Below are 23,182 nucleotides of genomic sequence, written 5' to 3' on the forward strand. Positions count from 1 at the left end.
GAGCAACATGAATTCCGGACAGCAAGATCCAGACGAGCGACGACGCCGAGAACCAGGCGGAGTGGAAATCCGCGCCGCGCGGCCATCCGACGCCGAAGCCGTAGCCTTCATCGCCAATCTGCCCGGCTATCGCGCCGGTACGCTACGCCTGCCCTTTCAGAGCGTGGAAGAAACGCGGCAATGGCTGGAAAAGCCCGCGCCCGCATCGATCAATCTCGTCGCCGTGCTCGACGGGCAGGTCGTCGGCAACGCCGGCATGCGCCGCCATTCCGGCCGGCAGATTCACACCGGCCATCTCGGCATGGGCGTCCATGACGATTTTACCGGCCGGGGCATCGGTTCGGCGCTGCTCGCCGCCCTCGTCGACGCCGCCGATAATTGGCTGGCGATCAAACGCCTGGAATTAACGGTCTATATCGACAACGGACCGGCTATTCGGCTTTACGAGAAATTCGGTTTCGAGACCGAGGGGCGGCTCAGGGCCTTTGCGTTTCGTAACGGCGAATATGTGGATGCATTCACGATGGCGCGTGTGAGGATATAGATGGCGACGGGCGGCGATCCTTTGATCCGCCGCCGTCGATCACCCCCCGATCAACCCCAGCCACTCATCCTCGGTCATGACCTGCACATTGAATTCTCGCGCCTTGTCCAGCTTCGAACCAGCGCCCGGTCCGGCGACGACGATGTCGGTCTTTTTCGAAACCGAGCCGGAAACCTTGGCGCCGAGACTTTCAGCCTTGGCCTTGGCTTCGTCGCGGGTGAACTTCTCGAGAGAACCGGTAAAGACCACCGTCTTGCCGACGACGGGGCTGCCCGATGTGGTCGGCCGTTCCGCCTCTTGCGGCCGCACCTCTTCAAGCAGCCGCGATATCACCGCGATGTTGCGCGGTTCCTTGTAGAATTCGACGATGGCGCGGGCCAAAACTTCGCCGATCCCCTCGATATTGTTGAGGTCGTTCCAGGCGTCTCCCGCAAGGGGCGCCGCCTCCTTCATCGCCACCTCGAAGGCTTCGTAGGTGCCATAGGAGCGTGCCAGAAGCTTCGCCGTCGTTTCGCCGACATGGCGAATGCCGAGCGCGAAGATGAAGCGGTGCAGAGCGATATCCCGCCGCTCGTTGATGGCTGCATAGAGCTTGGAAACGCTGACCTTACCGAAGCCTTCGATATTCTCCAGCTTGGCAAGCGAAGACTGCTGGCGCTTTTCCAAGGTGAAGATATCGGGCGCAGTGCGCACCTGCAGCGCCGGATCCTCGTTCTCGAAGAAGAAATCGATCTGCTTCGAACCCAAGCCCTCGATGTCGAAGGCATTGCGCGACACGAAATGCTTCAAATGCTCCGTGGCCTGAGCCCGGCAGATGAAGCCGCCGGTGCAGCGCGTCACCGCATCGACCTTGCCGGTTTTCTCATTGATGTCGCGCACCGCATGGCTGCCGCAGACCGGACACACTTTGGGAAATTCGTAAGGAGCGCTCGACGCTTCCCGCTTCTCCATCACGACGTCGACGATCTGCGGAATGACATCGCCGGCGCGCTGCACGATCACCATGTCGCCGACGCGGATGTCGCGGCCATCGCGAATCGGCTCGCCCTTGTTGCCGATGCCCTTGATGTAATCGGCATTGTGCAGCGTCGCATTGGTCACCACGACGCCGCCGACGGTGATGGGCTCCAGTCGCGCAACTGGCGTCAATGCTCCCGTGCGGCCGACCTGTATGTCGATGCCCATCAGTCGGGTGAAGGCCTGCTCCGCCGGGAACTTATGCGCCGTCGCCCAACGTGGCGAGCGCGAGCGGAATCCGAGGCGAGCCTGCAACTCCAGGCTGTCAACCTTATAGACAACGCCGTCAATATCATAATCGAGGTCCGGACGCTGAAGGCCGATCTCATCATAATGCATGAGGATATCGGCGACCGAATTCAGCCGCTTCATCAGCGGATTGACCGGAAAACCCCATTTCGCGAATGTCTGCACCATGCCGAATTGCGTATCGGCCGGCATGTCCGATATCTCTCCCCAGGCATAGGCGAAGAATTTCAGCTTGCGGCTGGCCGTGATCTTCGGGTCGAGCTGGCGCAGCGAGCCGGCGGCGGTATTGCGCGGATTGACATAGGTCTGTTTCCCCTCCGCTTCCATCTGCGCGTTCAGCGCCAGGAAATCGCTCTTGGCCATATAGACTTCGCCGCGCACTTCGACGATCGCGGGCGAGCCGGCCGGCAAGGTTTGCGGGATTTCCTTGATGGTGCGGATATTGGCGGTGACATTTTCGCCGGTCGTCCCGTCGCCACGCGTCGCAGCGTTCACCATCCGGCCGTTCTCATAGCGAATCGACATGGAAAGCCCGTCGATCTTCGGCTCGGCGGTAAAGGCGATCGACTGATCGGGCAGCCTGCCGAGGAAGCGATAGACGCCGGCGACGAAATCCTGCACGTCTTCCTGAGAGAAGGTGTTGTCGAGCGAGAGCATCGGTCTTGCATGCACGACAGGCGCAAAGGTTTCCGATGGCGCAGCACCCACCCGCCGCGATGGGCTGTCAGCGCGAATTAGTGCTGGGAAACGTATTTCGATGGCATCGTTGCGCCGCTTCAGCCCATCATATTCCGCATCCGAAATCTCCGGCGCATCCTGGCCGTGGTAAAGCGCGTCATTGCGCGCTATTTCGGCAGCCAGATAGGCAAGCGCAGCGGCCGCCTCTTCTTCGGTCAAATCTTCGACGGGCTTTTGTTCGCTGCTCATGGATTCGCACTCCCCGATTTCGGAGATGTTTTAGAGCACTTCCCGGAAAAGTGCGAAGCGGTTTTCCGTTCGGAACACGTAAGAACAAAGAGAAAAATCTGGAAGCCGACAACCGCGAAAGTGGCGTTCACGACAACTTTCCGCGACAAGCGGTCATTCGCGGTGTTACAAATTCCCTATTTCCGGCTTTGCCAGACAAAGATTCTGAAAATATCAGTGTCCGACAGCCGTAACGGAAATCTGCGCCGAATTATTGAGGTAAGTGGTTCTTCCGCGTCTGTCGCAGGCGATTTAAGGTAAGGAATTATGAGAGCCAGATCTTCGGAAATGATGGGCTCGTTAGCAAATATTCGGAATCACGCGTGAACCTTCGTCCTGTCGCTCTCTCTATTTCTCTCATTATCGCAGTCATCATCATGAGCTCATTCGTCAGCCGCTCTGCTTTGGGGTTGGTCGTTAGAGCCTGCGAAGTTAACTCCGTCCTGACAGGATCGCCGTATCCGTGCCTTAAAATAGTCCAGGCGCAGGATCCGCTATCTTCCTACGCCGTTCTTCGCGAGCCGACCGAAAAAGAGCGAACCATTCTTGCGCCCCTCGCCGATGTGCCCGGCATCGAAGACCCCCGCCTTCTGACCGCGGGAGCGCCGAACTATTTCGACGCGGCATGGAGAGAGCGATCAGCCGCGATCGGCCTGCGCACATCAAAGGTTTCGCCACAGGATTTTGCGCTAGCGATAAACGCTGCCAGTTGGCGCACGCAAGATCGGTTTCATATCCACATGGGGTGCGAGACACCGCGCTTTCGTGCCCTGCTGAAGACCCACACCGCAGAGATTGGAAGCGGCCGGTTTACAAAATTGAGGACCAACGCCGGTTGGTGGGCAACGTTCCATACGGCCGATGACCTCTCAAATTTGAACCCGTTGAAGCTTGTCGCAGACGGTGTTGAGGGAGCCCGCTCGAATATGAAAAATGTGGTCGTTGGCGTCTTTGGCGCCACATTACCGGACGGGCAACATGGCTTCTATATTCTGGCGAGAATAATCGGAGCAAACAAATCCCTCGGATCCGCAGAGGATATGATTGATCCTAAATGCCAAGTCCCGCTTTTGCGCAATGGCACGGGCTAGCTGATTGAGCCTCGTGCTCCCCATCGTTCGCTTCAGGCCAAAAAGGGCATCCCGGGCATCTGATAGATAAGACCGGAAAACCCGACGACGGTTTGCGTTCAGCGATCAGCCATTGCCCGCCAACAACCGCTTGGCGGCCGCCCTCGCCTCCTCCGTCACCGAAGCGCCGGCGAGCATACGGGCGATTTCCTCGGTGCGGTCCTTGGGAGCCATGGTGGCGACACGGGTGGAGATCTTCTCCGAACCGTCGGAGACCGGCCCCTTGGAGATCAGCAGATGCGTTGCGGCGCGCGCCGCGACCTGAGGCGCATGGGTGACGGAGAGCACCTGCACACGCTCGGAAAGGCGCTTCAGCCGCTGACCGATGGCATCCGCCACTGCGCCGCCGACACCGGTGTCGATTTCGTCGAAGACTAGGGTCGGCGCCGAGCCGCGATCGGCAAGCGCCACCTTCAGCGCGAGCAGAAAACGAGAAAGCTCGCCACCGGAGGCCACCTTCATGATCGGTCCCGGCCGCGTCCCCGGATTGGTCTGCACATGGAATTCGATGATATCGATGCCCTCGGCCGTCGCCTCATCGGCATCGGTGGTGATTTCCACCATGAAGCGCGCCCGCTCCAGCTTGAGCGCCGGCAGCTCAGCCATGACAGCCGCGGCAAGCGCCTCGCCGGCGTGATGGCGCCTGGCCGAAAGGCTGAGCGCGGCAGCATCATAATCAGCCTTGGCAGCGGCAAGCTCCGCATCCAGCCGCGCCAGTCTCTCTTCGCCGGCATCAAGATCGGCAAGCTCGGCGATCATCTTCTCAGCCAGCGCCGGCAAGCCGGTCACCGGCACGGAATATTTGCGCGAGGCAGCACGCAGCGCAAACAGCCGCTCTTCGACGCGCTCCAGCTCCCTTGGATCGTACTCGGTCTTGCGGAGTGCTGCTTCCACTTCCATCTGCGCATTGGAGAGCTGATCCAGCGCCGCGTCGAGCAGCGCCACCGTGTCTTCCAACAAGCCTGGCGCCTCGTGGCTCTTGCGTTCCAACCGTCGCACCAGCGAGGCGATATGCGGCACGGGTGAGGCATTGCCGTTCAGGAACTCGGAAGCTTCCGAAATGTCGCCGGCGATGCGCTCCGCCTTCATCATCCGCGAGCGACGCTCAGCCAGCTCGTCCTCTTCACCATCCTGAGGCGCCAGCTTCTCCAGCTCCTCGACGGAAGCACGCAGATAATCGGCTTCGCGTGCCGCATTTTCCACCTGCTCCCGCTGTTTCCTCAGCGTCCGCTCGGTATCGCGCCAGATCTTGTAGAGCCGCCCCACAGCTTGGGTTTCCTCGGCAATGCCCGCGAAGGCGTCGAGCAGCATGCGATGCGCGTCGGTATCGACCAGAGCGCGATCGTCATGCTGTCCATGAATTTCGACAAGAAGCTGACCCACTTGGCGCATCAACTGAACGCTAAGCGCCTGGTCGTTGACGAAGGCCTTGGTGCGGCCGTCGGCGGACTGGACACGGCGGAAAATCAGGTCGCCATCATCGTCGATGCCATTTTCGCGCAAAAGCTTGCGGGCAGCGTGCTGCATGCCGACGTCGAATACCGCAGTCACCTGGCCGCGATCCTCGCCATGACGCACGAGATCGCCATCGCCGCGCCCGCCAAGGGCCAGCGACAGACTGTCAAGCAGAATGGATTTGCCCGCGCCCGTCTCGCCGGTTAACACCGAAAGCCCGGTCTCGAAGGCGAGATCCAGCCGCTCGATCAGAACGATATCGCGGATCGAAAGCTGGACCAGCATGTGCGCTCAATCTCACGTCCCAAGAAGAAGTTTCTTGCCGGCCCTTGAAATCCAGGAGCCTTCGCTTTCACGCGGCTCGACGCCACTGGTCTTCAGAAGCTTGTAGGAATCTGCGTACCAGCGGCTGTCCGGATAGTTGTGGCCGAGAACGGCGGCTGCTGTCTGCGCTTCCGGAACGATGCCCATGGCGTAGTAGGCTTCGACCAGGCGCGCCAACGCCTCTTCGATCTGGTTCGTCGTCGGATATTGCTCAACGACGATACGGAAGCGCGCGATGGCTGCGAGGTAGTCCTTACGCTCGAGATAGTAGCGGCCGACCTGCATTTCCTTGCCGGCGAGCTGGTCACGGGCAAAGCGGATCTTCGCCTGTGCGTCGCTGACATATTGCGAGTTGGGATAGGTGCTGACGAGCTTGGACATCGCCTCGATCGTCTGCTGCGCGGCGCGCTGATCCTGCGTCACGTCGACGATCTGCTTGGCATAGGACGCACCGACGAGATACTGAACATAGTCGGCATCCTCGGAGCCGGGATACTGCTTTAGGTAGCTGTTGCCCGTCTGGACGGCGTCATCATATTGGCCGGTGCGATATTTGACGAAGGTGCTCATTACCAGCGCCTTGCGCGCCCATTCGGAGAAGGGCTGCTGCTTGTTGATGGCGTCGAATTTCTTGCCGGCTTCCGTCATATTGCCGGCTTTGATATTGGCCAGGCCCTGATTGTAGAGAGCTTCCGGCGGATCGCTCTCGACACCGAGCTTGGTGATGTCGATGTCCTTGTCCGTGTTACAACCCGTTACCACCGCACCGGTACCGGCCAGGAGAAGCGATACGAGCAGAGCCCGTGCTGTAATCTTCATGCTTTCAGACCCTGCAAAACCCATCGGATGACTGTCCCACTAGCCGTTGTTGCGGAAACGGCGTTCTCTCTCGCTGGCGTTTCTAGCCGCAAAAGCACCATCAGGGCAACGCAATGATGATGCATTAACGCATTTTTGTGGCAAAGACTGCGCGATGGCAGGCTTTAACTGCTGTATTGACAAGAGATTCCGCTTTCTGATTGTCCGAACGCAACGCTTTGACCGGCTTTGAAAGCATCCCTGACGAATCTCGCGTCAAAAAAAGAGCCGCCCCCTTTCGGGAGCGGCGACTCTGCCACCTGGGTTCCTGGAGGTCACGCAGACCAGGGGGCGAATTCGGGAGCATTGACGGCGACGAACTCGCGGCTATGCGCGCGCTGGCGCGGTGCGGAAGTCTCGACGACATCGTAAGCCGTGGGATCGCTGAGCAATGCCTTCAGCGCATTGGCATTCATGCGATGGCCGCCGCGATAGGAGCGGTAGCAGCCGATGAACTGCGCGCCAGCCAGCGCCAGATCGCCGACGGCATCCAGCGCCTTGTGACGGACGAATTCGTCCTTGGCATAGCGCAAGCCTTCGACATTGATCACCGTGTTGTCGTCGGAGATGACGACAGAATTTTCCAGCGAGGAGCCGAGCGCATGGCCCGAAGCCCAGAGACGCTCGACATCGCGCATGAAGCCGAAGGTGCGCGCACGCGACAGCTCGGCCTTGAAGGTCTTGGCTGTCAGATCGCCTTCCCACTTCTGCCGGCCGATCAACGGGCATTCGAAATCGATCTCGACTTCGAAGCGCGTGCCGTCATAAGGCCGGAACTCGCACCAGGAACCGCCGGCTTCGATTCGCACCGGCTTGGTCACACGAATATAGCGGCGCTTGACGCCGAGCGAGACGATACCAACCTGCTCGATCGCTTCGATGAAGGGATAGGAGCTGCCATCCATGATCGGCATTTCCGCACCGGAAACTTCGACGATGACATTGTCGAGGCCGATCGCATAGATCGCCGCCATGACGTGCTCGACCGTCGCGACGGAACGCGCCGGCGAGAAGCCGAGAACTGTGCAAAGATCGGTGTTGCCAACCTGCGAGGAAACGGCGCGCAGCTCTGTCACATCGCCATTGTCATGCATGCGCTGGAAGATGACGCCGGTACCGGCTTCGGCTGGATAGAGCGTAATCGACACATTGGCGCCAGAATGAACGCCGATACCCGAAAGTGTCACAGGGCTTGCAATGGTGGTCTGAAAACCCAGCAATCCGATTGCCATATAAAATCTGCCTTCGTCTATCTGTCCCAGACCGGGCGGTCATCTTTGGATCCTGCCCTCATCGCTGGTTCAGTCTGTTACCTATTCCGCGAATTCACATGCAATCATTGCTGGATGCGATTCCGCTGGCTCGCTTGCTACCTAAATACGCGCGAGGGCACCGCATTCCAAATCACTGTTTCTTTCGCTTTGTTACGAAACCAGACGATTGAATTTGCTAGGTAATTTTAGAATTAAAGAGAGGCCGAAAATAAAGAAATCCGGGGCTCGTGAGCCCCGGATTCGATAAACATGGTTAGTATCCTATTAAAAGGATGCCCTACACCGGATCAGTTCGATTGCCGGCGCAGGAAGGCCGGGATTTCGAGCTGGTCGTCTTCCTGGCTTGCCATCCGCGCCTGCGGAACCTGGCGGCCCTGTTCGTCGAGCTGGCCACGGCGCGGAGCATAGAGGCTTGCTTCCGGCGACAGAGGACGGCGCTGCTGCGAAGCGGCACTCGGAGCCGAAGCCGTCATATCGTTGAAAGCCGGGTCCTCGTCGCGGCGGCCGAGCGAATTGGTGATTCGCTTCAGCAAGCCCATCGGGCCGCGCTCCTCGGTAGCCTGAGCGGCGACCGGCTGAGCACGATGCTCCATCTCGGCCTTAACGACCGGAGGGAAATCCTCGACTTTCGGCATGCGGACCTGCTCCGGAGCCTGCCGGATGATCGGCTCCTGGCGTACCGGCTGCTGCATCTGCATGGGGGCCGGCTGATGCTGCATCGCAGGCTGCTGATGCATGGCCGGGGCCGGCTGCTGCTGAAGCGGAGCCTGACGGACGGGCTGTGCCTCCGGTGCTGCGAAGATGCGGCTCTGAGGACGGAAGCTCTCCTCCTGAGCGACCGGCTGCTGCTGCATTACCGGCTGCTGCTGGCGGCTCATCTGGATTTCCAGTTCACGCTCCATTTCGGCTTCCGCCATACGGATGGTCTGCGCGATCGGATCGACGGCGGCCTTCGGTGCCTGCGCGACATGGGCAGGCTGAGCTGCGGCCGCTGCCGGAGCAACGGCCGCGGAGGGACGGACAGCCGGCTTTGCGACCGGACGGAATTCCATGGCCTTGTCGGCGGCTTCGTTCATCGCGCGATCGATGCCGGTCGCAACGACGGAAACGCGGATGATGCCTTCCAGCGATTCATCGAACGTGGCGCCGAGGATGATGTTGGCGTCCGGATCGACTTCTTCGCGGATGCGGGTCGCAGCTTCGTCGACTTCGAACAGGGTAAGGTCGCGGCCGCCAGTGATGGAGATCAGCAGGCCCTGCGCACCCTTCATCGAGGTTTCGTCGAGCAGCGGGTTGGCAATGGCAGCTTCTGCAGCCTGCATTGCGCGGCCCTGGCCGGAAGCCTCGCCGGTGCCCATCATGGCGCGGCCCATTTCGCGCATGACCGAACGGACGTCAGCGAAGTCGAGGTTGATGAGACCTTCCTTCACCATCAGGTCGGTGATGCAGGCAACGCCCGAATAGAGAACCTGGTCGGCCATCGAGAACGCGTCCGCGAAGGTCGTCTTGTCGTTGGCGATACGGAACAGGTTCTGGTTCGGAATGACGATCAGCGTGTCGACCGACTTCTGCAGTTCCTGGATGCCCATTTCAGCAAGCCGCATGCGGCGGCCGCCTTCGAAATGGAACGGCTTGGTGACGACGCCGACGGTCAGAATGCCCTTGTTGCGGGCGGCCTGTGCGACGACCGGCGCAGCACCCGTGCCAGTGCCGCCGCCCATGCCGGCGGTGACGAAGCACATGTGGGTACCGTTCAGGTGATCGATGATCTCGTCGATGCACTCTTCAGCAGCCGCGCGGCCAACTTCCGGCTGCGAACCGGCGCCGAGGCCTTCGGTGACATTGACGCCGAGCTGGATGATCCGCTCCGCCTTCGTCATCGTCAAAGCCTGCGCGTCCGTATTGGCGACGACGAAATCGACGCCCTGCAAACCTGCCGTGATCATGTTGTTGACGGCATTGCCGCCACCACCACCGACACCGAACACGGTGATCCGCGGCTTCAGCTCGGTGATATCTGGCTTATGCAGCTTGATAGTCATGGTACCCGTTCCTTCTCTTTATGGCCGCATCGCCACGCCGGCCAATTCACTATATTTCACTTGCCTGACCCCTGCCCGGAAAGCGCTTGCCGCGATCCGGGATCAGGCACTCAAAAACTCTCCTTCAGCCATTGGCCAACGCGGCCGATACGGCTGTTGTTACCCCCAAGCGACGAGAGCAGACCGCTGCCCGCCGCATGTGTCTCCATGTCCGCAACCTGCGGATAGATCATCAGTCCGACCGCCGTCGAAAAGGCAGGCCCCTTGGCCGCTGTCGGCAAGCCGGATACGCCCATCGGGCGGCCGATGCGGACATTGCGGGCAAGAATGCGGCGCGCCACATCCGGCAAGCCGGTCAACTGGCTGGCTCCGCCCGTGAGTACGACACGCTTGCCAACGATCGGGCTGAAACCGGAGCGCTGGATACGATCGCGGATCAGTTCCAGCGTCTCCTCGATGCGCGCCTTGACGATGCGCGACACCAGCGCCTTCGGCACCTGCGTCGGCTGGTCGCGTTCATCCTCGCCGATCGGCGGGATGGAAATCAGTTCGCGCTCTTCCGAAGAATTCGCGAGCGCGGAAGCATGAACCACCTTCAGCCGCTCGGCATCCTCGATACGGGTCGAAAGACCGCGGGCAAGGTCGGTGGTGACATGATGGCCGCCGAGGCTGACGGCGTCGGTGTGCACCAGCTTGCCTTCGGCAAAGACCGAGATCGTCGTCGTGCCGCCGCCCATGTCGATCGCGGCGCAACCGAGCTCGACTTCATCATCGACGAGAGCGGCAAGACCGCTGGCATAGGGTGTTGCCACCATGCCCTCGACAGAAAGATGCGCCCGGTTGATGCAGAGTTCGAGGTTGCGAAGCGCAGCGCGCTCCGCCGTGACCACATGCATGTCGACACCCAAGGCATCACCGAACATTGCGAGCGGATCGCGGATACCGCGTTCGCCGTCGAGCGAGTAGCCGGTTGCCAGCGAATGCAGCACGGCGCGTTCCTGACGGAGCGACTGCTGGCAGGCGGCGGCAAGCACCTTCTTCAGATCGTTTGCTTCGACTTCCTGGCCGCCCAGATCGATGGTGGCGGTGTAGATGTCGCTGCCAAGGCGACCGGCCGAAACATTGACGATCAGGCTGTCTACGGTTAGCCCGGCCATGCGTTCGGCGGCGTCGACCGAGAGACGGACGACATTTTCCAGCGCATCGAGATCGGCGATGACACCGGTCTTGATGCCGCGCGAACGCTGATGGCCGATGCCAATGATCTCGATATTATGCGTGCGGTTCGGCAGAACCTGGCTTTCCTCACGCGGCGTCAGCCGGCCGATCATGCAGACGACCTTCGTCGAGCCGATGTCGAGGACGGATACGATGTGCGACCGCTTGGAGGACAGCGGCTTCAGGCGCGGCAGACCGAAATGGGACGAACTGAATAAGCTCATGTATCCTGCCCTGCTTTCTTCAAAGCCTTGGTTCTGACATCCAACGCCGCCTGGCGGCGAAGTGCTGCGTCCGGGGTCAATTCAATGGCGGTACGGTCGTCAAGGCGAAGGTCGACGGCTGCGATATCACGCTGCAGAAGGCTTTCGTCCTTGTCGAGCTTGGTGAGCCGAGCGAGCGCACCATCGATATTGTCTTCCGGCAATTTGATGATCACGCCATTGTCGAGGTAGAGATCCCAACGGCGACCGGCGACGCGCACGAATGCCTTCACATGGCTGCGAACATCCGGCCAGTTGGCAAACTCGTCATCGATGGACGCCGCAGCCGTTTCGGCATCGCGACCGACGAAAAGCGGTAGCTTGGCGAACTTGTTGTCGCGCAACGGGGCAATCACGCTGCCGTCCTTCTGGATCAGCGAGAGTTCGGAGCCGTGCTGCCAGATGGCATAAGCCTTGCGCTCCGTGAGCTTCACTTCGACCGTCTTCGGATAGACCTTACGGACTTCGACGCCCTGCACCCAAGGCAGGCTCGCAATCTTCTGACGAGCCGCATCGACATTGAGCGCCACCAGCGACGTCGTGCCGTCGAGACCGAGAAGCTGCAGGATTTCGATTTCCGAAGTCTGATCGTTGCCGGAAACCTTCACATCTTCGATGGCAAAGCCAGCAGCCGACGTCGTCGCCTGGGCAACATCCTGCGTATGGCCACCGATCGACATGCCATAGAGGCCGGTCGCAGCGAACAGAGCGAGAGCGGAAACCGTGCCCGTATGAGCCGGAATATTGACGCGTCCGGAACCAAGGCTCACGAGGAAACGCACGGCACGACGCAGCGGGCGCGGCAACACAAACGCATCCTCGACATCGTCGATCGCGAGCGGGACGCGATGGCGGGACCGCCTCATATTTTTGACCGTCAGCGCAAACAAGACGCGTCCTCCACCATCCACCGGAGAAATTCACCAAAAGAGTAGCCGGCGTGAGCGGCCATTTCGGGCACCAGCGAGGTAGGCGTCATGCCCGGCTGGGTATTGATTTCCAGCCAGATAAGCTCGCCCTCTTCGGAAAAGCGATCGTCATAACGGAAGTCAGATCGACTGACGCCACGGCAGCCGATAGCTTGATGCGCCCTTAACGATAATGTTTGTATCTTTTGGTAAAGATTCGGTGAAATTCTGGCGGGGATGACGTGTTTTGATCCACCCTCCGCATACTTGGAATCGTAGTCGTAGAAGCTATGGCCCTGCGGCACGATCTCAGTGACGCCGAGCGCCGTATCGCCCATGACGCCGCACGTCAGCTCCCGGCCGTAGATGTAGCGCTCGACCAACACTTCGTCGCCGTAACGCCACTCGGAAGAGGTAATGATCTGCGGTGGATGCGTTTGATCTTCCTTGACGATCACGACACCGAAGCTCGAACCTTCACGCACCGGCTTCACAACGTAGGGCGGCCTCATCGGATGCTCGCCGGTAATGGCGAAACGGTTCATCACACGCGAATCGGCCACAGGAATGCCGGCGCCATCAGCCACCTTCTTGGCGCGCGACTTGTCCATGGCGAGCGCCGAGGCCAGCACGCCGGAATGCGTGTAAGGGATCTGCAGATATTCAAGGATACCCTGAATGGTGCCGTCCTCGCCGAACGGGCCATGCAAAGCATTGAAAACGACATCGGGCTTCAGATCTGCAAGGCGCGCGGACACATCGCGCTCCACATCGACACGCGTGATTTGAAAGCCTTCCAACTCGAGGGCGTCAGCACATGCTTTTCCCGAAGACAGGCTAACCGGCCTCTCCGAGGAAAATCCGCCCAAAAGGACAGCCACATGCTTGCCACCCATCAATACCCCCAATTCACACCTTCAATCGACGTTTGCTCGATGCGCCGAGCAGCGATTCTCGCGACGTCTTTGCATGCTCCATTAGAACAACATTAAGGTTAATGAAGCGTTTACTTTCGTTAACTTTCGACCGCTTTCGCCGAAGTCAATTTTTCCGAATCAAATCGAGTTGAAGAATTCTGCCATTAGAATCATGGAGTTGCTATGTTTGAATATCCACTTTTAGAAATTTTTAAACAAATAGGCCCGCGCCGAGGTCTCCGGCGCGGGCCTTCATAAGGCTTATTGCAACCCTGAATCAGTCACGATCGTCGATCAGTTTCCAGATGAGTCCGCCCAGCGCGCCACCGACGATCGGGGCCACCCAGAACAGCCAAAGCTGCTGCAGCGCCCAGCCGCCGACGAACAGAGCCTGACCGGTGGAACGGGCCGGATTGACCGACGTATTGGTGATCGGGATCGAGATCAGATGGATCAGCGTCAGTGCAAGGCCAATGGCAATCGGTGCGAACCCAGCCGGCACCCTGCTGCTGGTCGAACCGAGAATCACGATCAGGAAGAAGAGAGTCAGCACGATTTCGGCAACCAGCGCCGATACCAGCGAATAGCCGCCCGGAGAATGCTCGCCATAACCATTGGCCGCAAAACCGCCGAGCTGGAAATCAACCTTGCCGCTTGCGATCAGGTAAAGCACAGCCGCGGCAGCGATCGCGCCGACGACCTGAGCGATGATGTAGGGAATGAGCTGCGAACCGGGCAAGCGGCCGGCAACGGTAAGACCGACCGACACCGCCGGATTGAAATGGCCGCCCGATATACCGCCGACCGCAAAGGCCATGGTGAGCACGGTCAACCCAAAGGCGAAAGAAACACCGAGAAAGCCAATACCGAGGCTCGGAAAAGCTGCCGCAAAGATTGCGCTTCCGCAGCCACCAAACACCAGCCAAAATGTTCCAAGAAACTCCGCAATTAATTTTTTCTGCATGAAATCTATTCTCCCCAGCCCTCAACCAGAGCGAAAGTAAGACATTTACGAGAACGAGATTCTGGTCAAGACTTTGCTGGATAAACGCTAGCTTAAATTGCAAATGCGACCTCATTCGCCCTCAAATCAGCGATTGCGGCAGGGTTGCCGGTTTCTTGCGTCTTAGACGTTTGCGCTGAACAAAAATTGCGCTAAGGACACGTCTTACCGCTAAGATAACCTTAGCATCATCTAAATTGGTGGGACCATGACAGACGCGATATCTCCTTTATCGCCGACCCCCTCGTCATCGAACAGCGTTGTTGCGAATTCCAAGGCACGCGTTCTGATCGCGAGTCTTATCGGCACGACGATAGAATTTTTCGACTTTTACGTTTATGCGACGGCGGCGGTAATCGTCTTCCCAAAGCTGTTTTTCCCGGCTGCCGATCCGACTGCGGCGACTTTACAGTCTTTCGCAACATTCTCGATCGCCTTCTTCGCCCGTCCGATCGGCGCGATGATCTTCGGGCATTTTGGTGACAGGGTCGGCCGCAAGGCGACGCTTGTCGCAGCGCTGATGACCATGGGCCTCTCGACAGTTGTGATCGGTATGCTGCCGACCTATGAGTCGATCGGCGTTCTCGCGCCGGTACTGCTGGCGCTTTGCCGCCTCGGCCAGGGCCTCGGCCTCGGCGGCGAATGGGGCGGCGCGGTGTTGCTCGCAACCGAAAACGCTCCGGAAGGCAAGCGGAGCTGGTACGCGATGTTCCCGCAACTCGGTGCTCCCATCGGCTTCATCTTCTCGGCCGGCCTTTTTCTCATCCTGCGCGAAAGCATGAGTGATGTGGACTTCCTGAATTATGGCTGGCGCATTCCGTTCCTCATCAGCCTGGCGCTTGTTGCAGTCGGCCTCTATGTGCGCCTGAAGATCACTGAAACCCCGGAATTCCAGCGCGCAATCGATAAGGAAGAGCGCGTTTCCGTTCCGATCGCCGTTATTTTCCGTTCGCATCTGCGCAGTCTCATCCTCGGCACGATCATCGCGGTCGCGACTTTCGTGCTGTTCTATCTGATGACGGCATTCACGCTGAGCTGGGGTACCAGGCCGCTCACGGCCACACCGGCAGGTCTCGGTTATTCGCAGCAGCAGTTCTTGGTCGTCCAGCTCGTCGGCGTGGTCTTCTTCGGCCTGATGATCCCGCTTTCTGGCCTGTTGTCCGATCGCTATTCGCGCCGGCTAGTTCTGATCCTGACGACGATCGGCATCCTGATCTTCGGCCTGTTCTACTCGACGCTTCTGACCGCCGGTCTCGGCGGCGCATTCGCTTGCTCGATCATCGGTCTCGGCTTGATGGGCTTCACTTACGGCCCGATCGGTGCTGCGCTTGCTGCTCCGTTCCCGACAGCCGTTCGCTACACCGGCGCGTCGATGACCTTCAATCTTGGCGGCATTATTGGCGCCTCGCTGGCGCCCTTCATCGCCACCTGGCTGGCCTCGAATTACAGCCTCGCCTATGTCGGTTACTATCTGACGATTGCAGCCGTTCTTTCGCTGATCGGCATTCTGCTGTCAGGCAACGACGAAGTCTGAGAACTTCGCCATAACCAATTGAAAAGGCCGGGCAAAAACCCGGCCTTTTTATTGAATCAGTTTATGAACTGCAGACAGATCTGAGCCCGTTATTCCGTCGTCACACCCTGGAACGGCCGGACCTCGCGGCCGGGCATGAAGCAGCCGAGACGCTTGATTTCCCATTCCAGCTTGATACCGGAATTTTCGAAGACCTCGCGACGGACCTGCTCACCGAGATATTCGAGGTCATAGCCGGTCGCCTGCCCCATGTTGATCATGAAATTGCAGTGCAGCGATGACATCTGCGCGCCGCCGATGACGAGGCCACGGCAGCCGGCTTCGTCGATCAGCTTCCAGGCAGAATGTCCCTCCGGGTTCTTGAATGTCGAGCCACCCGTCTTTTCCCGAATCGGCTGCACGGTCTCGCGATGCGCCCGCACAGCATCCATCTCGGCTCGAATCTTGGCCCGATCCTCGGGATACCCCTCGAAAAGAACATGCGTAAAGATCAGATCGTCCGATGCCGTCGAATGGCGATAGGTGTAGCCCATCTCGGCATTGGTTAGCACATGCTTCTTGCCCTTGCGGTCAACTGCATGCACCTCGACGACGCGATCGCGCGTCTCGGAGCCGTTGGCGCCGGCATTCATACGCGCTGCGCCACCGATGCCGCCTGGAATGCCGTAATAGAAATGAAAGCCGCCGATACCGTTGTCCATGGCCATGGCGGCAACGTGCTTATCCGGGCAAATAGCGCCGGCCAGGATGCGGTTCTCACCGGCGAGCTCGACCGAACCGAAGCCCTTCGCCGAGAGGCGCAGAACGACACCCGGTATACCCCCGTCGCGCACCAGGATGTTCGAACCGACGCCGACCACCGTCAACGGCACTTCGGCCGGCAGCACCTTCAGGAAAGCGATCAGATCGTCCGTATCATGCGGCTGGAACATTAGCTCCGCCAGCCCGCCGGCGCGAAACCATGTGACGCGATCCATCGGCGCGTCCGGCGTCAACCGGCCGCGAATATCCTTTACGCTGTCGCCGAGCGACGCCAGAAGCTTTTCCCCATTTACCTGTTTCATGCGGACTTACCCGAGAGGCCTTCCAATTCCTTTGGCAATGAAGCTGCCCAATAAGTGATGCTACCAGCCCCCAAGAGAACCACAAAATCACCCGGTCGCGCAATCTCCGCGACCATGCGGGCAAGCTCTTCCTGGGACGGCAGATAGCGCGCATCGCGATGGCCGCCTGCCTTGATGCGCGACACCAGAGCTTGCGAATCCGCACCTTCGATCAGGTCTTCGCCGGCGGCATAGACGGGTGCCAGGAAAATGCTGTCAGCATCGTTGAAACAGGCGGCAAACTCTTCGAACAGGCTCGACAGGCGCGTATAGCGATGCGGCTGGTGAACAGCGATGATGCGGCCCTTGCAGGCTTCGCGCGCCGCCTTCAGCACGGCCTTGATCTCGACCGGATGATGGCCGTAATCGTCGAAAATCTTCACGCCGTTCCATTCGCCCGTCAGCGTGAAGCGACGCTTGACGCCGCCGAAGGAGGCCAGCCCCTTGGCGATCGCCACATTGGAGATGCCGAGCCGGTTGGCGACTGCGATCGCCGCGGTGGCATTGGAAATGTTGTGACGGCCGGGCATCGGCATGACGAGATCCTTGATCTCGATGACCTTCCCCGTGCGGCGCCGGCGAATTTCGATGTCGAACAGCGAGCGCGTCCCGTCGATGCGCACATTCATGAAGCGCACATCGGCCTGAGGATTTTCGCCGTAGGTGATGACCTTGCGGTCCTCGATGCGGCCGACCAGCGACTGCACTTCCGGATGGTCGAGACACATGACGCCGAAGCCGTAGAACGGCACATTCTCGACGAACTGCCGGAACGCGGCACGCACGGCGTCGAAATTGCCGTAGTGATCCAGATGCTCCGGATCGATATTGGTGACGACGGCGACATCGGCCGGCAGCTTCAGGAAGGTTCCATCCGATTCATCGGCCTCCACCACCATCCATTCGCCCTCGCCCATGCGAGCATTGGTGCCATAGGCATTGATGATGCCGCCATTGATGACCGTCGGGTCAAGTCCGCCGGCTTCGAGCAGGGTCGCGACCAGCGAGGTGGTCGTCGTCTTGCCGTGCGTGCCGCCGATGGCGATGGAGTTGCGGAAGCGCATCAGCTCGGCCAGCATCTCAGCGCGGCGCACGACCGGCAGCAACTTTTCGCGCGCGGCGGTGAGTTCGGGATTGCTCTTCTTGATGGCGGTGGAGACGACCACGACTTCCGCGTCGCCGAGATTCTCCGCCTTGTGACCGATATGGACCGTGATGCCCTTGTCGCGCAGCCGCTGCACGTTGGCGCTTTCCGACTGGTCTGACCCCTGCACGCGATGGCCGAGATTATGCAGCACTTCCGCAATCCCGCTCATCCCGATACCGCCGATACCGATAAAATGCACAAGGCCGATAGCCTTCGGCAGCTTCATACGCCCGCCCCCTTGAATTCCTGAATTGAACGTTTTGCGGCAATAGCCTCAACCATATCGGCGAGCAAGCTCGCCGCAGCCGGTTTGCCGGCCTGTTTGGCCGCAGCCGCCATCTTCGCAAGTTTCTCCGGCATCGTCATCGCGCCGCGCAGGATCGTCGAGAGCTTCTCCGGCGTCAGCTCGGCTTGCGCAATGACCTTCACGCCACCCGTGGCCGCAAGCGCAGCCGCATTGGCTGCCTGGTCGTGGTCCAGAGCATAGGGATAGGGCACAAGGATCGCCGGACGACCGATGACGGCGAGTTCCGATACAGTGGAAGCGCCGGACCGGCAGATGACGAGATGGGCGGCGCCGATGCGCTCAGCCATATCGGTGAAGAACGGCGCGACTTCGGCGCCCATCTCCAGCCGCCTGGTGCAGCTATTGACCGTCTCCATATCCTCGGGACGCACCTGCTGCGTGATGCGCAGGCGCTTGCGCAGCGGCTCCTCCAACAGGCTGATCGCCGTCGGCATTGCCTTGGAGAAGTATTGCGCACCCTGGCTGCCGCCGAAGACGACCAGATTGAAAGGATCATCCGGGCCGGACGGCACATAGGGCTGCTTCGCCGCTTCGATCACGGCCGGCCGCACGGGATTGCCTGTCGTCACCGTCTTCTCCGGAAACGCGCCGCCCTTTTCCGGCAGGAAGCCGCCAGCAATCGCCTGGACACGGGCGGCGAGCGCCTTGTTCGCGCGTCCCATCACAGCGTTTTGCTCATGAATCATCGCCGGCACGCCCATGCGGGTCGCAGCAAGCAACGGCGGTATGGTCGGATAACCGCCGAAGCCGACAACGCAGAGCGGCCTGATATTGCGGATCAGCTTGCGTGCGGCGCGCATGCCGGTCCACAGCGTCCAAAGCGACTTTGCGACCTTGATGGGATTCTTCGAACCGATCGTTGCCGACGGCACCACATGAATCTCATCAGCCGGAAACTTGCCGGCATAGCGTTCCGCGCGACTGTCGGTGACGAGGTGCACGGAATAACCGCGCTCCTTCAGCTTGTGGGCCAATGCCTCGGCCGGAAAGACGTGGCCGCCGGTTCCGCCGGCGGCAAGCAGGATAATACCTTTACTCATGATCTTCGCTCCCGCGAATACCCCCTGCGCGAGGGCATCTCCCTAATATAGGAAGCCGCCATGCCCGCGTCACTGAAGCGCTTCAAACCTCCTTCATAGACTCCCATCTTCGCGAAAGCGACCGAAGAATAGGCGTTGTCCGGGAGATGGGGATAAAGCGCAGATGGGGCCAATGCGATCACTCCGCCGGCAATCCATGCGTCACACGAAAGAGGCTGCGATCCTGCGCCCTCTTTTCCGGCCGATGGCGCGTCAGGGCCAGGATGAAGCCCGCCGTCACACAGATGGCGGTCATCGACGAGCCGCCATAGGAGATCAGCGGCAGGGTCATGCCCTTGGCGGGCAGCAATTGCAGGTTCACGCCGACATTGATGATAGACTGGATACCGATCTGCAGCACCAGGCCTGCAACGGCAAAGCGGTTGAAATCATTCTTTTCCTTATAAGCATGCGACAGGCCGCGCAGCACCAGAAAGGCGAAGATGCAGACGAGCACCATGCAGAAGACGACACCGAATTCCTCGGCAGCCACCGAGAAGATGAAGTCGGTATGGGCGTCCGGAATGATGCGCTTGACGATGCCTTCACCCGGCCCGACGCCGAACCAATTGCCGTGAATGATTGCTTCCTTGGCGGTATCGACCTGGAACGTATCGCCCTCGCCGGTCATGAACTTGTCGACGCGGAGCGCCACGTGGGGAAAGACATAATAGGCCGCCACGAAGCCACCGACGCCGAGGCCGCCGAGCACTCCGATCCACAGCCAGGGCATGCCGGCCATGAAAAACATGCCGCCCCAGACGGCGGTAGTGAGAATCGTCTGCCCAAGGTCGGGCTGGGCAACTAGGAGTGCAGCAACGATGCCGAAGAGGATGATGGCGAAGAGATTGCCCGGAATTTCCGGCTGGCGCGCATGCTCCGCAAACAGCCAGGCACAGACGACGACGAAGGCCGGCTTCATGAATTCTGATGGCTGGATGGAGAGCGCCGCGATGTTGACCCAGCGCCGCGATCCCTTGACCTCGATACCGAAGAACAAGGCGAACAGCATCATCGCCAGCGAGACGATCAGCAGAATGACCGCCGTACGGCGCACCTGCCGGGGCGTCATGAAGGAGATGCCAATCATCGTCGCGATCGCCGGAACCAGAAACAAGGCGTGACGCTTGACGAAATGGAAGGGTTCGAGCCCGATGCGCTCGGCGACGGCGGGCGACGCCGCGAACGAGAGCATGAAGCCGATGCCGATCAGCAGGATGAACAATGCCAGGAAAATACGGTCGATGGTCCAGAACCATTCGGCCAAGGCCCCACGCTCAACGCGGCTTACCATATCAATCGCCTCCTGTTGCTGACCCGACCAGCATGGTGACACCTTCGACCGCAGCCACGTGGCTGACGAAGGCATCACCCCTGACCTCGAAATTCTTGTACTGATCGAAGCTTGCGCAAGCCGGTGACAACATCACCGCCGCCGTCTCGTGTTCGTCCCTGTCGGCGTCGGCTGCGGCATGGGCGACAGCGCGCTCCAAAGTGCCGGATATTTCGTAGGGCACCTGCTCGCCGAGCGTCGCCGCGAAGGCCGGTGCCGCTTCACCGATCAGGTAGGCCTTGGCTATGCGCGGGAAGAGCGGCGCCAGCGTCGTGATACCGCCTTCTTTCGGCAGGCCGCCGGCGATCCAGTAGATATGATCGTAGCTCGAGAGCGCAGGTGCGGCGGCATCCGCATTGGTCGCCTTGGAATCATTGACGAACACGACGCGGCCACGCCGGCCGACCGGCTGCATGCGATGCTTGAGGCCAGGAAAGGATTTGAGCCCGGCGCGGATATCGTCAGCGGAAACACCGACAGCCAGACATGCGGCTATCGCCGCCGCGGCATTCTGCGCATTGTGACCGCCGCGCAGCGTCTGGATGCCGTCGAGATCGGCAATGTCCGAGGTTGCCCCAGTCGATGCCTGGACGATGCGGCTGCCTTCGGCATAAAGCCCGTCAGCCAACGCATGCCGGCGCGAGATGCGGGTAACCTTGCCGCCCGCCCGTTCGACGCGATCGGCAATCAGCGAAGAATAGCTGTCGTCGACGCCGATGACGGCAACGCCGCTGCCGGCCACCAGCCGTTCCTTGATATCGGCATAATGCTGCATCGTGCCGTGCCGGTCGAGATGATCGGGCGTCAGATTGAGTAGAATGCCGGCGGAAGGATTGAGGGTCGGGGCGAGATCGATCTGATAGGAAGAGCATTCGACGACGTAGTAGCGCTCCGCCTTCGGCGGCTCCAACGTCAGGATGGCCGTACCGATATTGCCACCGAGCTGCGTATCGCGGCCGCTCGAGTGCAGGATATGGGCAATCAATGCCGTCGTGGTCGACTTGCCGTTGGTGCCGGTGATGGCGATGAAGGGGCACTCCGGCGCATGCGCCCGCCGCTCGCGGACGAAGAGCTCGACATCGCCGATGATCTCGACACCGGCTGCGTGAGCGAGATCGACGGTCCAGTGCGGCCTCGGATGCGTCAGCGGCACGCCGGGCGACAGCACGAATGCCGAGAGGCCGCTCCAGTCGATCGTTCTGAGATCGGCGGCCGGGATACCTTCGGCCGCAGCCTTCGCCACGCTGTCGGGATTGTCGTCCCAGGCAGTCACCTCGGCACCACCGGCGACAAGCGCCCGCGCGGTGGCAAAACCCGAGCCACCGAGGCCGAACAATGCGACCTTTTTCCCCTTGAGCGTGGTGACAGGGATCATCGCCGCCTCACCGAAGCTTCAAGGTCGAGAGGCCGATCATCGCCAGGATGACCGCAACGATCCAGAAGCGCACGACCACTTGGCTTTCCGTCCAGCCCTTCTTCTCGAAGTGATGGTGGATCGGCGCCATCAGGAAGACGCGCCGGCCGGTCATCTTGAAGAAACCGACCTGGATGATGACCGAAAGCGCCTCCAGCACGAAGAGACCGCCGATGATCGCCATGACGATCTCATGCTTGGTAGCAACTGCCACCGAACCGATCATGCCGCCCAGCGCAAGAGAACCGGTGTCGCCCATGAAAATGGCCGCCGGCGGCGCATTGAACCAGAGAAAGCCGAGGCCGGCGCCGATAACAGCGCCCAACACCACGGCCAATTCGCCGGTACCGGGCACGAAGTTGATCGCCAGATAGTCGGCGAAGACATAGTTGCCGGCGAGATAGGCGATAACGCCGAAGGAGGCGGCGGCAATCATGACCGGCACGATGGCAAGCCCGTCGAGACCGTCGGTCAGGTTGACAGCGTTACCGGCGGAAACGATGACGAAAGCACCGAACAGCACGAAGAACATGCCGAGATTGAGCATGAAATTCTTGAAGAACGGGAACGCGATCGACGAACCGAAGGTCGAACCGGCGGTACCGGAGGACAATGCCGTACTCATCATAAAATAGACGGCAATGGCGGCGATGACGAATTCGATGCCGAGGCGGGCGCGGCCGGAAAAGCCCTTATCGCTCTGCTTCGTTACCTTGAGATAATCGTCATAGAAGCCGATGGCACCGAAGCCCAATGTCACCAGCAGCGTCGCGACCACATAGACGTTGGCAAGATCGGCCCAAAGCATTGACGACACGACGATGCCGGCCAAAATCATCAGCCCGCCCATGGTCGGCGTACCTGCCTTCTTGAAATGAGTCTGCGGACCGTCGGCGCGAATCGGCTGGCCCTTACCCTGGCGTACACGCAGGGAAGAGATGATTCGCGGCCCGAAGAGGAAGACGATCAACGCCGAAGTGAACAAAGCGCCGCCGGTGCGGAACGTGATGTATCTGAACAGATTGAGAAATCTGAAATGAGTACTGAAAAAATGAACGTGGTCCGACAGTTCGGCAAGCCAGATCAGCATAAGAGCC

Annotated in this window: 18 protein-coding genes; 3 read left to right on the plus strand and 15 right to left on the minus strand. The window is 60.1% G+C overall.

From position 1 onward, the window contains the following. Window positions 1-7: 7 nt before the first annotated feature. A complete protein-coding gene (locus N2601_RS09450) occupies window positions 8-544 on the plus strand; it encodes a GNAT family N-acetyltransferase (RefSeq protein ID WP_104823550.1) in 537 nt (178 codons plus the stop codon). A 39-nt stretch (window positions 545-583) separates the two neighbouring features. Here N2601_RS09450 and ligA read toward each other — a convergent pair whose 3' ends face one another. Beyond that, window positions 584-2,737 carry an NAD-dependent DNA ligase LigA gene (gene ligA / locus N2601_RS09455; protein ID WP_104823551.1) on the minus strand — a complete coding sequence of 718 codons (2,154 nt, stop codon included), beginning with the start codon at window positions 2,735-2,737 and terminating at the stop codon, window positions 584-586. 362 nt (window positions 2,738-3,099) lie between these two features. Between ligA and N2601_RS09460 the strand changes: the two genes are divergently transcribed. Further along, window positions 3,100-3,867, plus strand: a complete 768-nt coding sequence (locus N2601_RS09460) for a CDP-diacylglycerol diphosphatase (protein WP_245463850.1) — start codon at window positions 3,100-3,102, stop codon at window positions 3,865-3,867. A 105-nt stretch (window positions 3,868-3,972) separates the two neighbouring features. Here the strand turns inward: N2601_RS09460 and recN are convergent, their stop codons facing one another. From recN to aqpZ, 8 genes are all read right to left on the minus strand, one after another. Beyond that, window positions 3,973-5,646 (minus strand): DNA repair protein RecN, encoded by a 1,674-nt coding sequence (gene recN, locus N2601_RS09465; RefSeq protein ID WP_104823552.1) that lies wholly within the window; start codon window positions 5,644-5,646, stop codon window positions 3,973-3,975. Between the two features lie 12 nt (window positions 5,647-5,658). After that, complete coding sequence (locus N2601_RS09470) at window positions 5,659-6,528, minus strand: outer membrane protein assembly factor BamD (RefSeq protein ID WP_199773476.1); 870 nt, start codon at window positions 6,526-6,528, stop codon at window positions 5,659-5,661. A 290-nt stretch (window positions 6,529-6,818) separates the two neighbouring features. Continuing rightward, a complete protein-coding gene (gene lpxC, locus N2601_RS09475; protein ID WP_104823554.1) occupies window positions 6,819-7,775 on the minus strand; it encodes a UDP-3-O-acyl-N-acetylglucosamine deacetylase in 957 nt (318 codons plus the stop codon). 329 nt (window positions 7,776-8,104) lie between these two features. Beyond that, window positions 8,105-9,859, minus strand: coding sequence for a cell division protein FtsZ (gene ftsZ / locus N2601_RS09480; RefSeq protein WP_104823555.1), 1,755 nt, complete (start codon window positions 9,857-9,859; stop codon window positions 8,105-8,107). Window positions 9,860-9,969: 110 nt separating this feature from the next. Then, a complete protein-coding gene (gene ftsA / locus N2601_RS09485) occupies window positions 9,970-11,301 on the minus strand; it encodes a cell division protein FtsA (protein WP_104823556.1) in 1,332 nt (443 codons plus the stop codon). After that, window positions 11,298-12,230: a cell division protein FtsQ/DivIB gene (locus N2601_RS09490; RefSeq protein WP_104823557.1), complete on the minus strand. Its 933-nt coding sequence runs from the start codon at window positions 12,228-12,230 to the stop codon at window positions 11,298-11,300. The genes ftsA and N2601_RS09490 overlap by 4 nt, the downstream gene beginning before the upstream one ends. After that, window positions 12,218-13,144 (minus strand): D-alanine--D-alanine ligase, encoded by a 927-nt coding sequence (locus N2601_RS09495; protein WP_104823558.1) that lies wholly within the window; start codon window positions 13,142-13,144, stop codon window positions 12,218-12,220. The genes N2601_RS09490 and N2601_RS09495 overlap by 13 nt, the downstream gene beginning before the upstream one ends. A gap of 298 nt (window positions 13,145-13,442) precedes the next feature. Then, window positions 13,443-14,129: an aquaporin Z gene (gene aqpZ / locus N2601_RS09500; protein ID WP_104823559.1), complete on the minus strand. Its 687-nt coding sequence runs from the start codon at window positions 14,127-14,129 to the stop codon at window positions 13,443-13,445. Window positions 14,130-14,376: 247 nt separating this feature from the next. Here aqpZ and N2601_RS09505 point away from each other — a divergent pair, with 247 nt between their 5' ends. Beyond that, on the plus strand, window positions 14,377-15,702 hold the full coding sequence (locus N2601_RS09505) for an MFS transporter (protein WP_104823560.1): 1,326 nt from the start codon (window positions 14,377-14,379) through the stop codon (window positions 15,700-15,702). 89 nt (window positions 15,703-15,791) lie between these two features. On the opposite strand, the gene murB is transcribed toward N2601_RS09505, so the two are convergent. The 6 genes from murB to mraY all read right to left on the minus strand — a co-directional run bounded on the left by murB (window position 15,792) and on the right by mraY (window position 23,175). Beyond that, window positions 15,792-16,766: a UDP-N-acetylmuramate dehydrogenase gene (murB, locus tag N2601_RS09510; protein WP_104823561.1), complete on the minus strand. Its 975-nt coding sequence runs from the start codon at window positions 16,764-16,766 to the stop codon at window positions 15,792-15,794. After that, window positions 16,763-18,178, minus strand: a complete 1,416-nt coding sequence (murC, locus tag N2601_RS09515) for a UDP-N-acetylmuramate--L-alanine ligase (protein WP_104823562.1) — start codon at window positions 18,176-18,178, stop codon at window positions 16,763-16,765. Before murC ends, murB begins: the two co-directional genes overlap by 4 nt. Next, complete coding sequence (gene murG / locus N2601_RS09520) at window positions 18,175-19,299, minus strand: undecaprenyldiphospho-muramoylpentapeptide beta-N-acetylglucosaminyltransferase (protein WP_104823563.1); 1,125 nt, start codon at window positions 19,297-19,299, stop codon at window positions 18,175-18,177. Before murG ends, murC begins: the two co-directional genes overlap by 4 nt. Window positions 19,300-19,477: 178 nt before the next feature. Beyond that, window positions 19,478-20,632: a putative lipid II flippase FtsW gene (gene ftsW / locus N2601_RS09525; RefSeq protein ID WP_104823564.1), complete on the minus strand. Its 1,155-nt coding sequence runs from the start codon at window positions 20,630-20,632 to the stop codon at window positions 19,478-19,480. Window position 20,633: 1 nt separating this feature from the next. Next, window positions 20,634-22,046: a UDP-N-acetylmuramoyl-L-alanine--D-glutamate ligase gene (murD, locus tag N2601_RS09530; protein ID WP_104823565.1), complete on the minus strand. Its 1,413-nt coding sequence runs from the start codon at window positions 22,044-22,046 to the stop codon at window positions 20,634-20,636. Window positions 22,047-22,053: 7 nt separating this feature from the next. Continuing rightward, window positions 22,054-23,175, minus strand: a complete 1,122-nt coding sequence (mraY, locus tag N2601_RS09535) for a phospho-N-acetylmuramoyl-pentapeptide-transferase (protein ID WP_104823566.1) — start codon at window positions 23,173-23,175, stop codon at window positions 22,054-22,056. Between the last annotated feature and the right edge of the window lie 7 nt (window positions 23,176-23,182).

This window comes from Rhizobium sp. CB3060 (assembly GCF_025200735.1).
Lineage (GTDB): Bacteria > Pseudomonadota > Alphaproteobacteria > Rhizobiales > Rhizobiaceae > Rhizobium.

Bases quoted from the DNA above. Each gene is read 5' to 3' on its own strand.
- N2601_RS09450 (WP_104823550.1), top strand. From the start codon at position 8: ATGAATTCCGGACAGCAAGATCCAGACGAGCGACGACGCCGAGAACCA.
- ligA (WP_104823551.1), bottom strand. From the start codon at position 2,737: ATGAGCAGCGAACAAAAGCCCGTCGAAGATTTGACCGAAGAAGAGGCG.
- recN (WP_104823552.1), bottom strand. From the start codon at position 5,646: ATGCTGGTCCAGCTTTCGATCCGCGATATCGTTCTGATCGAGCGGCTG.
- N2601_RS09470 (WP_199773476.1), bottom strand. From the start codon at position 6,528: ATGGGTTTTGCAGGGTCTGAAAGCATGAAGATTACAGCACGGGCTCTG.
- lpxC (WP_104823554.1), bottom strand. From the start codon at position 7,775: ATGGCAATCGGATTGCTGGGTTTTCAGACCACCATTGCAAGCCCTGTG.
- ftsZ (WP_104823555.1), bottom strand. From the start codon at position 9,859: ATGACTATCAAGCTGCATAAGCCAGATATCACCGAGCTGAAGCCGCGG.
- ftsA (WP_104823556.1), bottom strand. From the start codon at position 11,301: ATGAGCTTATTCAGTTCGTCCCATTTCGGTCTGCCGCGCCTGAAGCCG.
- N2601_RS09495 (WP_104823558.1), bottom strand. From the start codon at position 13,144: ATGGGTGGCAAGCATGTGGCTGTCCTTTTGGGCGGATTTTCCTCGGAG.
- aqpZ (WP_104823559.1), bottom strand. From the start codon at position 14,129: ATGCAGAAAAAATTAATTGCGGAGTTTCTTGGAACATTTTGGCTGGTG.
- N2601_RS09505 (WP_104823560.1), top strand. From the start codon at position 14,377: ATGACAGACGCGATATCTCCTTTATCGCCGACCCCCTCGTCATCGAAC.
- murB (WP_104823561.1), bottom strand. From the start codon at position 16,766: ATGAAACAGGTAAATGGGGAAAAGCTTCTGGCGTCGCTCGGCGACAGC.
- murC (WP_104823562.1), bottom strand. From the start codon at position 18,178: ATGAAGCTGCCGAAGGCTATCGGCCTTGTGCATTTTATCGGTATCGGC.
- murG (WP_104823563.1), bottom strand. From the start codon at position 19,299: ATGAGTAAAGGTATTATCCTGCTTGCCGCCGGCGGAACCGGCGGCCAC.
- ftsW (WP_104823564.1), bottom strand. From the start codon at position 20,632: ATGGTAAGCCGCGTTGAGCGTGGGGCCTTGGCCGAATGGTTCTGGACC.
- murD (WP_104823565.1), bottom strand. From the start codon at position 22,046: ATGATCCCTGTCACCACGCTCAAGGGGAAAAAGGTCGCATTGTTCGGC.
- mraY (WP_104823566.1), bottom strand. From the start codon at position 23,175: ATGCTGATCTGGCTTGCCGAACTGTCGGACCACGTTCATTTTTTCAGT.